Annotated in this window: 8 protein-coding genes; 2 read left to right on the top strand and 6 right to left on the bottom strand. The window is 67.8% G+C overall.

The genetic code is table 11. The annotated features are described in order from the left end of the window. Positions 1–22 precede the first annotated feature (22 nt). The gene (locus NFC73_RS06050) at positions 23–958 is read right to left on the bottom strand and encodes a 5'-3' exonuclease (RefSeq protein ID WP_254748476.1); all 936 of its coding nucleotides are present in this window, start codon (positions 956–958) and stop codon (positions 23–25) included. A gap of 355 nt (positions 959–1313) precedes the next feature. Here NFC73_RS06050 and NFC73_RS06055 point away from each other — a divergent pair, with 355 nt between their 5' ends. Together NFC73_RS06055 and NFC73_RS06060 are read left to right on the top strand one after the other, a co-directional pair. Further along, the gene (locus NFC73_RS06055; RefSeq protein ID WP_254748479.1) at positions 1314–2129 is read left to right on the top strand and encodes an alpha/beta fold hydrolase; all 816 of its coding nucleotides are present in this window, start codon (positions 1314–1316) and stop codon (positions 2127–2129) included. A gap of 62 nt (positions 2130–2191) precedes the next feature. Then, entirely contained in the window at positions 2192–2776 is a 585-nt protein-coding gene (locus NFC73_RS06060) for a histidine phosphatase family protein (RefSeq protein ID WP_254748481.1), read from the top strand. A gap of 189 nt (positions 2777–2965) precedes the next feature. Here NFC73_RS06060 and NFC73_RS06065 read toward each other — a convergent pair whose 3' ends face one another. The 5 genes from NFC73_RS06065 to NFC73_RS06085 all read right to left on the bottom strand — a co-directional run bounded on the left by NFC73_RS06065 (position 2966) and on the right by NFC73_RS06085 (position 13324). Then, positions 2966–4774, bottom strand: a complete 1809-nt coding sequence (locus NFC73_RS06065; RefSeq protein WP_254748483.1) for a DUF5605 domain-containing protein — start codon at positions 4772–4774, stop codon at positions 2966–2968. Positions 4775–4819: 45 nt separating this feature from the next. Then, entirely contained in the window at positions 4820–7711 is a 2892-nt protein-coding gene (locus tag NFC73_RS06070; RefSeq protein WP_254748485.1) for an alpha-L-rhamnosidase, read from the bottom strand. Between the two features lie 83 nt (positions 7712–7794). Continuing rightward, positions 7795–9327: a glycoside hydrolase family 43 protein gene (locus tag NFC73_RS06075; protein ID WP_254748487.1), complete on the bottom strand. Its 1533-nt coding sequence runs from the start codon at positions 9325–9327 to the stop codon at positions 7795–7797. Then, positions 9324–11888 (bottom strand): beta-glucosidase family protein, encoded by a 2565-nt coding sequence (locus tag NFC73_RS06080; protein ID WP_372494585.1) that lies wholly within the window; start codon positions 11886–11888, stop codon positions 9324–9326. The genes NFC73_RS06075 and NFC73_RS06080 overlap by 4 nt, the downstream gene beginning before the upstream one ends. Continuing rightward, entirely contained in the window at positions 11885–13324 is a 1440-nt protein-coding gene (locus NFC73_RS06085) for a GH1 family beta-glucosidase (protein WP_254748489.1), read from the bottom strand. The genes NFC73_RS06080 and NFC73_RS06085 overlap by 4 nt, the downstream gene beginning before the upstream one ends. Positions 13325–13425: the final 101 nt, after the last annotated feature.

A 13425-nucleotide genomic window follows, 5' to 3' on the forward strand; every position in this document is an offset into this window, starting at 1 on the left:
TGGGCCTATGCAGCAATCACCGCTACTGCCGGTCAAGCGCGTCGAGCAGCCGTTTGATCGAGCCGCCAAGGTTCCATTCGATGGCGAGACGCTCCAGTTCGGCGCGCGATTCGCCGTCGACGGTGTGCAGCTGTGCCCCGGCTTCCTCAAGGGTGGGAAGCGGGAGGTCGCGCACGATTTTCACAACCGCCGGCGCAACCGTGAGGTAGCCGGCGGCCGCGGCCAGCTTTGACCGAACCGAGGCGGATACTCCGCCGCCACCGTCAGCGGCTGCAGCGAGCAGGTTCTCCAGTGTGCCGTACTCGCCAAGGAGCGAAGCAGCGGTCTTCTCGCCGATGCCGGCCACGCCTGGCAGCCCGTCGGAGGCGTCGCCGCGAAGGGTCGCGTAATCGGCATACTGTTCGGGCAGCACGCGGTACTTCCCGACGACGACGGCGTCTGTCACGACTTCGAGGTTCCTCATGCCCCGCGCGGTGTAGATCACCCGGACCTGACGGTCATCGTTGACGGTCTGGAAAAGATCACGGTCGCCGGTGACCACATCCACGGGGAGGTCCGCGTGGCTGGCATAGGTCCCCACGACGTCATCGGCCTCGTGTTCTGCGGCCCCCACGATGGCGATGCCGGCGAGTTCGAGCACGCGGCGGATCATCGGAAGCTGCGCCTCGAGCGCGTCCGGGACGACCTCGACGTCGGGGGCATCCGACACAAGCTCGGCGACCCGGTGCGACTTGTAGGTCGGGATGAGGTCCACGCGCCACTGCGGACGCCAGTCATCGTCCCAGCAGGCAATCAAATGCGTTGCCCCGTAATCCGTGGTGAGGCGGGCGATCATGTCCAGGAGGCCGCGAACCGCGTTCACCGGCGTTCCGTCAGCACGGCGGATCGTGTCCGGCAAGCCATAAAAGGCGCGAAAGTACAGTGACGCAGTATCAAGCAGCATCAGGCGGTGCGGCATACCTGATCCTGACACGGAAGCGGCTGCCGGGCCATGAGCATTTGCCGGCGACAGAACGCTCCCATGGGGTTACGATGCCTCTATCGGTTCAAGCAGCGGACCAACCTTTCTGTGTTTGTGAGGTTTCCCCGTGGCCGAAGATGCACCCGTAAAGACTGCGCCCCGAGTGCCCTTGAAGCAGGCTTCGGACCCGCACCCGCCGCCACGTCATCACGACGACGAACGGAACGGCCCCGCCGCAGCGGCTGACCGGGATGCTGCTCCCAACCCCTATGGCTTCGACCGGGAGCACTGGCCGGGCCCGTGAGCCCGGGTGGCGGTCCTGCGATGAGCGCGCGAACTCCAGGCTGACGACATGCCCCACGTCAGCGTCAACGGTGTTGATCTCTACTACGAAGAGAGCGGCCAAGGGACACCAATACTGGGCGTGCACGGAACACCCAGTTCGGCTGTGATGTGGGCGGACGCCGCAACCGAACTCGCCCGGCATGGCCGCTGCATCATCTACGACCGCAGGGGTTTCCACCGCAGTGCCCCGCCGCGGCCGTTCGCGACCTTGGACCTGGTGGATCATGTCGACGACGCAGCCGCAGTCCTGGCGGCGCTCCGTGCCGGGCCGGCAATCGTGATCGGCCGCAGCACAGGCGGCCTGATCGCCATCGAACTTTCCCGCCGTTTCCCGGACAAAGTCAAAGCGCTGGTCCTATTGGAACCGGCGTTTTTCACCATCGCTCCGGATGCAGACGCCTGGGCCCGCGGCCTGCGCCGCCGTGTGCTTGAGCGCACGGACGCCCAGCCCGGGCTTGCCGCCGAGATTGTGATCCGGGAAGCCTTGGGGGATGCGACGTGGGAGTCGCTTCCCGCAGGGCTCAAACAGATGCTTGCCGACACGAGCCACGCTGTCCTGGCCGAAATCAACGGCCACGGCCTGGATCTCAGCGACGATGCTCTGGAACTGAACGAGGAGCAACTCGCCGGGATCCGCCGGCCCACCCTGATTGTCTCCGCCGAGGACTCCCCCGAGGCCTGCCGGTCCGTGAACGCCAGGTTGTCGGGTGCACTGCCCTTCACCCATACGGTGCTGGTCCCGGGCGGGCACCTTATTAATCCTGCCCATCCGGCTGTCCTGGACTTCATCGACCGGAACGCCGGACCGGACCCTTGGGCCTAGAAGGATTGCCTTGATCCCGGCGGCTGCCCGGACCGTCCCCGCCGTCGGGGAGAATAGACAGCATGACCCTTACGACCTTCGCCCTGATCCGCCATGGCCAGACAGACTGGAATGCGCAGCGTCGGCTCCAGGGAGCCACCGATATTCCGCTGAACGACGTCGGCCGTGGGCAGGCGCGCGACGCCGTCGACGTCCTGTCAGACTACGAGTGGGATGCGATCGTGTCCTCGCCGCTTAGTCGTGCCGCGGAAACCGCCAGCGTGATTGCGGACGGGTTGGGGCTGAGTGTTACGCGGCACATTCCGGCGCTGGCCGAACGCAGCTTCGGACCGGCAGAGGGGTTGCAGGCCGGCCCCGAGCTGGAGGCCCTGCGCATACCCGGTGGTTACCGCGGCGCCGAAACCGAGGAAGACGCGGCCGCGCGCGGGTTGGGTGCACTGGAAGCGCTGGCCGAAGAATTCCCCGCCCGCCGCGTCCTTGTGGTCGCCCATGGCACACTCCTCCGGGTGAGCCTTAACCGCGCCATTGGCCGCACATTGCACAGGATCGACAACGCGGTGCTGAACCTGGCCCACTACCATGCCACCGAGGGCTGGCACCTCGAATACTTCAACGGCGAGCGCGTGGTGGCTACAGCCCAGGGCTGATAAACCTAGGCGTCCGCCCTAACCTAACCTCGAACGCTTCGATGTTCCCGCGCTCCAGCCGCGGAATGATCAGTGCAGCCCCGATCTGCTCGATGTGTTCAGTGTTTCCGGGCGGCGGCAAAACCCGCGGCATCCGTGTAGCGCTCCAGAATCGCGATCTGCGCGGGGTCCTCCATCAACGGACAGGCCTCATAGCCGCAGGGCTGCGATGATTCCGGAGTCTGGAGAGCTGACGGCGCGGATCCTGACGGCGATGAACTGCTGGCCCGGAAGCTCCACGCGGAACCGCCCCGTGACCGTGCCGGGCAGGGTATCAATGGTCATGTTCCAGGTGTCGATGATGTCCACCTCGTACTTCCGCCCGGCCGGCATCACGAAGTTCCGGTACGAGGGCTGGTTGAAGCCGAAGTAGCTGAGCTCGTACTCATACCGGATGCCCGCGGTGGGTACGTCCCAGGCGCTGGGCAGCGGCTCCAGGTAACCGCCGGGCGTCTCTGCCTGGATGCGGCGAAGGAAGGCGATGCGTTCCGGGCTGCTGCCGTGGAATGCCCCGCCCTTGGCCCACCACAGGATGTCATCGGCGTGCATGTAGGTTTCCCCGTGGCCGACATAGCCGCCGCGGACGGCGCCTTCCCAGAACCGCCGGGTCATTTCCTCGCCGGTGATGTTGCCCCAGCCCTGGTCGATGGTGCCCTCGTAGGCGCACTCGTCGATGACCACCGGTTTCTGCCAGCGGTCCCGCCATTCCCCCGTGAACTCGGCGGTCTTGTGGACGTCCTGGCGCTGGATGCTGCTGTGCGTGATCCACGGCCGGCTGTAGTCGTAGAAGTCCTGGCAGTTGTGGATGGAGAGCAGGTGGCCGCTGGGGTCGTTGGCCTGGACGATTCCGGCGAAGCGCTCCCAGTCCTCGGTTGTTTTGCGGAACAGCAGGTCGTATTCGTTGGCCAGGGACCACCAGATGTTCCGGTGTGCAGCCAGCCGGGCCACCACGTACTTGAGGTAGCGGTCGTCCTGGCCCGGGGTCATGGTAGAGAAGCCCCAGCGGTCGTAGGCGTGGAGGAGGATGAGGTCCGCTTCGATGCCGAGCTCGTCCAGCTGGCTGATGCGCTGTTCGAGATGGCGATAGAAGGCAGGGTTGGGCCGCTCGTAGTCGAAGCCGCCGGCCAGGGAGCCCTCGAACGGGTACAGGTCCGGTTCGTTCTCGTTGAACAGGTACGACTTGGGGAAGACGCACATCCTCATCTTGTTGAACGGGCCCGCGGCGAGCGTGTCGAGGGTCTGCTTTTCGAGGGCGTCGCCCTGGTGGGTCCAGGCGTACGCAGTGGTGCCAATCGGCAGGTAGGGGGTGCCGTCGTCGTACGCGAAGTGGAAGGTGTTGGCCACCCGCACCACGCCCCTGGCGCCTGCTGCAGGCTCCGCAGCGGCGAAGGAGCCGGTGACGCCGTCGAGCGAGCGGGCGTTGCTGAACGTAGTGAAGCTCCAGTCCCCCGGTTCCGGAACCAGGAGCCGGACCTTGTAGCTGCCGTCGCCGTCGTAGAAGCCGGGCACGCTGAGCACCTTGCCGGAGGGTGCGGTGAACAAGGCGCGGAGTCCGACGTCGGTGAACGGGTTGCCGTGCGAGGGCCCGGCGAAGGTGACTTCGAAGCGTTCCTGCGCTGTCGCCGTCGTGGTTAACGAAACAGCGGCGCTGCCCCGCTCCACGGTTTCCGGTTCGTAGTCGGCAGACGGGGCGGGAACGTCGACGGCGGCCGCTGCAGCCCGCTGCGCCACGGTGTCCTCCGGCTCCAGCTCGCTGATCAGGCGGAGGATCTCCGCCACCTCGGCGGGATTGCCCTTCAGGGCTTCCTCGGTGCCCAGGATCATGCCCACCTCGTGGAAGTAGAGGGTGTGCAGCAGGGGGTTGTTGGTCAGCGTAGGGACGTGCTGGCTCAGGATACGGTTGCCTTCGGCGTGCCGCATCACAAAATACAGGGGGCTAGCAGCAGTGAAAGTTGTCATCGGTGCCTTCGTGATTTCAGGAGTTGGGATTCCGGACTTGGGAGATCAGGAGTTTTTGGGGGTTTTGGCGGCGCGGTTGCCGCTGAGGGCGGCCAGCGCGGCGGCGATGTCCTGCTTGACCGCCGGCTGGGTGAAGATCAGGCTCTGTTCCAGCGTGGTCTGCCGGTACCAGACGGTGTCCCTGCGAAACGCAGCAGCCGCGGCCGGGTCATGCACGTCGATGGCCTGCCAGACTGCGGCGTAGGCCTGGGGGTCGTCCATGATGGCCGCGAGCGGGGTATGCAGGGAGGCAGCGCCGGCTGCAGGCGCCGGGGCCGCGGCGGGAACGTCCCAGCTGTGCCGGCCAGAGCCGACCTCGAACTCTGCGGACCCGTCCGGGAGTGAGACGACGGCAGCGGTGCCGGGCGGCACGGTGGCATCCACCAGGATCCGGTCCCCCACGCGCTTCCACGCGACCCGGGCCAGGCCGTACGGCGTTTCGTGCGACGTCGACGCGTGCGTGAGGCTGTTCAGCGGGCGTGGTGCGACGCTGAGTTTCCGGTACCCGGGCGCGGCCGGTGCCAGTCCGGCAACAGTGCGGTGCATCCAGTCGGCGATGGCGCCCAGCGCATAGTGGTTGAAGGAGGTCATTTCGCCGGGGTTAACGCTGCCGTCCTCCAGGATGGAGTCCCAGCGTTCCCAGATGGTGGTGGCGCCCTGCGTCACGGGGTACAGCCAGGACGGGCATTCGGTCTGGGTGAGCAGCCGTTCCGCGGCATCCAGATGTCCGGTGGCTGTGAGGGCGTCCGCGATCAGCGGCGTTCCGACGAATCCGGTGGCGATCCGATAGCCGCCCAAGCGGGCGAGTTCGGCGAGCCGGTCACCGAGGGCCTGGCGCTGGGCAGGTTCGGTGCTGATGCCGAACATGAGGGCCAGGGAGTAGGCGGTCTGGGCGTCCGAGACCATCCTGCCGGCAGGGGTCACGTACTCGGCCAGGAAAGCCTGCCGGGTCTCCTCGGCGAGCGTCGCGTAGGTGCCGTGGTCGGCGTCGTTCCCCAGTACGGCTGCAGCCTGGGCCACCAGGTCCAGGGACCGGAACAGGTAGGCGCTGGCCACGATGTCGCCGTGGGTGCGGGCGGCACCCGGCTTGTCGGGCGGCGCGGCGGGGTCTAGCCAGTCGCCGAGCTGCATCTGTCCCTGCCACAGACCGGAGCTGTCCCTGACTTTGAGCAGGGCATCGGCCCAGTCCCGCATGCTGGTGTACTGCCGGCGTAGCAGTCCGGTGTCCCCGAAGCGCTCAAACAGCACCCACGGGACCACCGTGGCGGCGTCGCCCCATGCGGCCACCGGCGATTCGAGCATGCCCAGGACGGACGGCACGACGATGGGGACCACGCCGTCGCGGCGGCCCTGTTCGAGGGCGAGGTCCCGCAGCCAGGAATCCAGGAAGCCCAGCGAGTCATAGAGGTAGCCGGCGGTGGGGCTGAAAACCTGGATGTCGCCGGTCCAGCCCAGCCGCTCATCACGCTGCGGGCAGTCGGTGGGCAGAGCCAGGAAGTTTCCGCGCATCCCCCAGAGGGCGTTTTCGTGCAGCCGGTTCAGCAGCGGGTCGGAGCAGTCGAACCAGCCGGTGCGGCGCATGTCGTTGTGGATCACGACGGCGGTGATCGCCGCCGGGTCCAGCTCGCCGGGCCAGTTGTCCACCTGGGCGTAGCGGAAGCCGTGGAACGTGAAGCGCGGTTCCCATTCCTCCTCGCCAGCTTCTCCGATACCGCCGGCGAGGGTGTAGGTGTCGGTGGCGGCCGCCTGGCGCAACGGGCGGAGGGACAGCTCGCCGTCCTCAAGGACTTCGGCGTGCCGGAGGGTGATGGTGCGGCCTGCCTCGCCGGTGACCCGGATCCTGAGGTGTCCCACCAGGTTCTGGCCGAAGTCCAGCACCGTGGCGCCGGAGGGCGTGGTCAGCACTTCCTTGACGGGCAGTTCCTGGATGCGGCGCACGGGCGGGGCGGTGGCCGGGGTCGCCTCCGGCCAGTCCCCTTCGGTGAGCGGCGCGGGGAGCCAGCGGGCGTCGTCGAAACCGTGCGCGGACCAGCCGGCCTCGGCGCGACGGGCGTCGTAGGCTTCGCCGGCGTAGATGCCGCTGGAGACCAGCGGACCGCCGGTGGTGGCGCGCCAGGCCGGGCCGCTGGCCACGGTTTCCTGTGTGCCGTCCGCGTATTCAAGGCGCAGCTCCACCTTCACGGCAGGCTGCTCACCGTAGAACGGTTTCGCGAAGCCGTGGAAGCCGTACTTTTCGGTGAACCAGCCGCCGGCCAGCCAGATGCCGATGGCGTTGGGGCCCGGCGTCAGGAGTGCGGTGACATCCGTTGTCTCGTGGTTGAGCCGGTCCGCGTAAGCCGTCCACCCCGGCTTGAGGACCTGGTCATCCACCTCCGTGCCGTTGATTTCGGCCTGGTAGACGCCGTGGGCGGTAGCGAAGAGGGTCGCTTTGACCAAGCCCTCCCCCACGGTGAATTCATGTCGCAGCTGGCCGGGCTGCCCCAGCCGCGGTTCCTCACCGGCCGGGGCCGGCAGGCCGATGGCTTCGGCCCGCCAGGAACCGGCAACAAAACCGCCCACCAAAGCCAGGGGCTCGCTCCAGTCCGTCGTGCCGCCGTCGTTCCCGGTCACGCGGACTTCCACCTCCACGCGCTCACCGCCGGCGATGGACCCGAAGGGCCACGCCACCAGCACGGACTCCGGACCGTCCTGCACCACGGACTCCACGGCTCCGCCACGGGTGATACGTAGCTCCGCCTGCGACTGCTGCCAGCCGGTGCTGTCCGTGTCGGTGACCCAGCTGAGCCGGGGACGCGGCTCAGCCACGAACGGGGTGTCAGTCCGGTACTCCGCCGTCAACCGGCTGACGGCGGCTTGCTGGCGGGTGACTGACTGCGGTGTCAGGGACGTGGATGTCACGAAAGGCCTTTCGGAAATGAGGTGGATGAGGCCTGGGCACCGGCCGCGGTGAGCTGGCCGGTTCGCGGCCTGGGTGAGCGTTCCTAGCTGGGTTCGCGGCCGGAGCTGCGGAACCAGTCGAAGGCCACGGTGCCGCGGCTGGCGAAGACGCCGGACACCCGGCCGGTGAAGGACGCGGCGGTTTCGGCCGAAAGGTACCGTCCGTCGAGTTCGGCGAGGGTAACCGTTTCGCCGTCGATGACCGCCTGCAGCGCGATGGTGTCCGAGCTCAGGTGACTCAGGCCCGCACCACGTTCGGGCTCGCGGGTTTCGATCCGCAGTTCCACCGGGCCGCCGGGGGCCGCATGGGTCCAGCTCTGCTCGATCGAGGAGATCCTGGCCCGGGCAGTGATCGTGGCGCCGTCCGTCTCGATGGAGTAGTGGTGCGCCTCGTCGTAGCGCACGGCCAGGCCGCCGGAGCTGCGCTCGCCTGCCGCGGCGCCGCTCCCGGATTCAGGAGATCCCGCGTCCACCAGCGCGGAGATGGTCTCCACCTGCGACTCCTGGCGCCGGCCCAGGAACGCGGGCCGGGCATCGTCCAGGCCGGTGCCGTCGCTGCTCAGCGTCAGGCGGCCGGGGTCCTTCTCGGTGGAGGCAAACGCACCGGGGAAGCGCCGCACGGCGATCCAGCCGCCGTCGAGCTCGGCATCCGCAAAGTCGTCCTCGAACGCGAAGCCGCCCTCGCGGGGATTAAGAATCACCGGTTCCGCTACCGGCCAGCCGTCCTCCCACGTAACCGTCGTGATGAAGGTTTCCCGGCCCAGGGCCGAGAATGCGCGGGTCATGCCCTTGGGACGCATGCCCAGGAGCACCATGGCCCAGCCGCCGTCGGGGGTTTCCACCAGGTCGCCGTGGCCGGTGTTCTGGATGGGCCGGTCGGTGCTGCGGGCACTCAGGATGGGGTTTGCCGGGTTGCCCACGAAAGGCCCGGCCGGGGACGTTCCGCGGGCGATGCTGACGCTGTGGCCGCGCTCGGTGCCGCCCTCGGCGATCATGAGGTACCAGTAGTCGCCGCGCTTGTAGAGGTGCGGCGCTTCGGGGAACATCAGTCCGGTCCCGGACCAGACGCTGCGGGGTTCCTCCAGTGCCTTGCCTGCCTCAAGGTCCACGCGGACCTGCAGGATGCCGCCGTGGTCATTGATGTTTCCGGTGACGGTGTCGAGTCCGGAGTAGGTCATGTAGGCGGTGCCGTCCTCGTCCCAGGCGAGGTCCTGGTCGATGCCGATGGCGCCTTCGATGACCAGTCCGTCGCTCCACGGGCCGGCGGGGTCTGTGGCAGTGAACACCAGCGTGCCGCGGGCCATGGCGTCCGTGACGGCGACGTAGAACAGGCCGTTGTGGAAGCGGATGGTGGGAGCCCAGGCACCGCCGAGGGTGGGCACCTCGCGGGAGCCCAGCTGCCCTTCCCGGTCCACCACATGTCCGATCCGGGCCCAGGTGACCAGGTCGGTGCTGTGGTAGACCGGGATGCCGGGCAGGTATTCGAACGTGGACGTGGCGAGGTAGTAGTCCGCGCCCACCTTGACGATGCTGGGGTCCGGGTTAAAGCCGGGGATCAGCGGGTTGGGCAGGTTCATGCTGCTCCCTCCTGGGAGATGTCGGTCAGGGTCAGTGTGGTTTCCAGCGGCAGGTCGGTGACGGAGGTGCCGATGCGGAGGGTGTAGTCGCCGGGTTCGTAGGTCCAGCCATTGTCCCAGTAGGCAAGTAGCCGGGTGGGGGCGTCCAGGACGGCGGTGACGGTTTCGCCCGGTCCGGCCCAGACGGGCGTGGAGGCCACGAGCCAGCGGACGGGACGGTCGACGGCGGAACCTGGCTTTTCGGCGTATACCTGGACCACGTTCTTGCCGGCGCGGGTGCCGGTGTTGGTGAGGGTCACGGTCAGGGGGACGGCGGTGCCGGGTTCCGCGGTCGCGGGGGCGTCCACAATGTCAAGGCTCCAGTCGGTGTAGCCGAGGCCGTAGCCGAATTCGTAGGCCGGTGTGGTGCCCGCCCGGAGCCAGGCGCGGTAGCCGATGTGGATGCCTTCGTCGTAGGTCAGGGTCCCGTCCTCGGCGGGGGTGACGTTGATGACCGGCACGTCTTCCTGGGTGGCCGGCCAGGTGGTGGGCAGCCGGCCGCCGGGTTCGCTGGCACCGGTGAGGATGTCCGTGAGGGCGTTACCGAATTCCTGGCCGCCGAAGTAGCCGATCAGGGTTGCCGCCACCTCATCACGCCACGGCAGGAGGACCGGGGAGCCGGAGTTCACGATCACGATGGTGCGGGGGTTGGCGGCTGCGACGGCATGGACCAGGCGGTCCTGCAGTCCCGGCAGCTCAAGCGTGGTCCTGTCATAGCCTTCTGATTCGACGCGGGAGTTGGTGCCCACCACGACGACGGCGATCTCGGCTGCGCGGGCGGCCTCCACTGCGTCGTGGATCAGTGCGTCCGGGTCGGCGTTGTCCGCTTCGACCCCGATGGTGATGGCCAGCGCGTTGGAGAGGGCACCTTCACGGTCCGCCGTGTCCAGTTCAATCCGGACCTGCAGCTGTACCCCGGCCGTAGCCTGGATTTCAACAGACGCGGACGGCGGGGCGAGGAACGCCGCCCCCAGGTCCGTGCCGGTTGCCTCGATGGTTGCTTCGCGGGTGAGGACCCCGTCCACGAAGATCCGGCCGTGGCCCACGGTGGAGAAGCCCAGCTTGACCGGACCGGTTTCTGCCGGGGTGTAGAGGGTGTGGAACTGTACCGTGGAGGACGCCTCGATGGGGGCATCCCCGCCGAACCAGACCAGGGCGGTGGAGCGGCGGTCCTCGGCAAACAATTCTTCGCCGTTGGCATCGAGGAAGCGCACCCGCACGCCCGGAGTTCCGGTGACAGGGTTGGTGATCTGTTCCAGCGGGAGTTCGGCGATGCCTTCCTGTACCACGGCGCCCACGCTGTAACTGACATTGTCCGGACCGAACGCGGCACGGATCCCGTCCAGCGGGGTGACGATCTTCTCCGGGACCACGGTGGCGGAGCCGCCGCCCTGGGTGCGGGCATACCGGGCGTTGTGCCCGATCACCGCGACTGACTTGCCGCCTGACTTGAGGCCCGCCTTCCGCACTGAGGGCACATCGAGCGGCAGGACGCCGTCGTTCTTCACCATTACGGTGCCCGCGGCGGACGCTTCACGGGCAAAGGCGATGGGGTCTTCCCTGTCGGCCGGTTCAGCCTGGACGGCGCCGAAGCCCTCGAGTGCACCTACCCGGGCGGCGAGCTGGAGGATCCGCAGCACCTTGCGGTCAATGGCGGTTTCCGCCACGTCCCCGGATTTGACGGCCACCACCAGCGCTGCACCCCAGGGGCCGGCCGGACCCGGCATGGCGAGATCCTGGGAGGCGTTGGCGCTGTTGATGCTGCGCACGGCGGTCCAGTCGCTGATGACCACGCCGTCGAAGCCCCATTCCGTGTTCAGCGGGGTTTCCAGCAGGTCGTTTTCGGTGGCGGTGGCGCCGTTGATGGAGTTGTAGGAGCTCATCACCAGCCAGGCCTTGGATTCGACGATGGCCTTCTCGAACGCCAGCAGGTACAGCTCTCGCAGCGGCCGCTCGTCCACTTTCACGTCCACCGTGAACCGGTCGGTTTCGGAATCGTTGGCGATGTAGTGCTTCGGGGTGGCGCCCACGCCGTTGCGTTGCACGCCGGACACGTACGCTGCTGCGAGTTCCGCCGTCAGGACGGGGTCCTCGCTGAACGCCTCGAAGTGGCGGCCACCCAGTGGCGAGCGGTGGAGGTTGATGGTGGGGCCCAGGACAACGTCCACGCCCTTGCGGCGGGCCTCGACGGCGGACGCGGCGCCCAGCCGGTCCGCGATGGCCGGATCCCAGCTGGAGCTGATGGCCGCGGCGGAGGGGAAGTTCATGGACGGCTCGCGCTCATCCCATACTTCGCCACGGACCCCGGTGGGGCCGTCGGAGAACAGCATGCGGCGCAGGCCGATTTTTTCCAGCGGCCAGGTGGTCCAGAAGTCGCGGCCGGTCAGGAGCTGGACCTTCTCTTCGAGGGTGAGTTCGGCGAGCAGGGATTCCAGGCGCACGTCCGTGGCGCGGTGGTCGGGGGTGAGGGTTTCCATGGTGGCTTTCCTAGCTGTTCCGGTGGCGGAGGTATCGATGCTCATGCCGTGGCACCGGCAGTGACGGGTGCTGTTTTCGCAGCAGGACTGTGGGCGGCGATAGTGTCCCGGTACCAGTAGGCGCTCTGCTTGGGGATGCGGGTTTGCGTGCCGTAGTCCACGTAGACCAGGCCGAAGCGTTTGTCGTAGCCCTCGGCCCATTCGAAGTTGTCCATAAAGGACCAGGCGAAGTAGCCGCGGACGTCCACGCCGTCGGTGATCGCTTCGCCCACCGCGGAGATGTAGCCGCGGAGGTAGTCGATGCGCCGGGGGTCCCGGACTTCGCCGTTCGGGTCCACGTAGTCGTGGAAGGTCACGCCGTTCTCGGTGACGTACAGCGGCAGCTGCGTGTATTCGGCGGCCACCCGGGTAAGGACTGCCTTGAGGGCCTCTGGCGTGTTGGACCAGCCGAAGGACGACGGGGCCGGCTGAACGTGCGTCCAGCTGGGGGTGCCGTCCGTGCCGGGACCCGCGGAGACCAGCATGTTGGTGTAGTGGTTGACGCCCGCGAAGTCGCCCGGCGCGGAGATAATGTCCAGGTCGCCCGGCTGGACCAGGTCCCCGGCTCCGGCCCCTTCACCGGTGGCGGTCAGGCCGTACTTTCCGTACGCGGCGACGGTGGCGTCGGCGTAGCGGCCGCGGTAGACCGGATCCAGGAAGATCCGGTTGCTGACGGCATCCCAGTACTCGGTTGCGTCGAGGTCGGCCTGCGAGCCGCTGGCCGGGTTCAGGTTGCCGATGATGTTGGTGATGCCCAGCTTGGTGCCGGGACGGCGCGTGCGGAATGCGGCCAGCGCCAGGCCGTGGGCCAGGAGCAGGTGGTGCGCGGCGGCCACGGCCAGCCTGTCGTCCTTGAAGCCGGGGGCCTGCATGCCCCAGGAGTGGCCCAGGAAGGCCGCGCACATCGGTTCGTTGATCGTGATCCAGTGTTCGGCGAGGTCACCCAGGGCATCGGCCACCAGCCCGGCGTAGTCGCCGAAGCGGTAAGCCGTCTGCCGGGCCGGCCAGCCGCCGTCGTCCTGCAGGGCCTGCGGCAGGTCCCAGTGGTAGAGCGTCACATAGGGGGTGATGCCACGGGCAATGCAGCCTGCCAGCAGGTCCCGGTAGAAGTGGACACCCTCGGGGTTCAAGGGACCGGTACCGGTGGGCTGCAGGCGGGACCACGACAGCGACAGGCGGTAGGACGGAATCCCGAGCTCCGCCATCAGGTCCAGGTCGGATTCCCAGCGGTGGTAGTGGTCGCAGGCAATGTCGCCGTTGTCATCGTTGATGGTGGTGCCTGGCTGGTGCGAGAAGGTGTCCCAGATGCTGGGGCCGCGGCCCCCTTCGTTGACCGCGCCTTCGATCTGGTACGCGGCGGTGGCCACGCCCCAGGCAAAGCCGGCGGGGAAGGTTGCATCGGAGGATAGCTGAGGGCGTGGGGAGGCTGCTGGCTCCGTCATGGGCGCGCCTTTCGTAGGGTGTGGGAACCTTAACTAGGTCGCAGTTGATGTCGTTTTGAGGGCTCTAAACGACATCTGCTGCTACTCAGTTGGGCGGGGGG

It is taken from the genome of Pseudarthrobacter humi, from assembly GCF_024294965.1.
In the GTDB taxonomy this organism is placed as follows: Bacteria; Actinomycetota; Actinomycetes; order Actinomycetales; family Micrococcaceae; genus Arthrobacter; species Arthrobacter humi.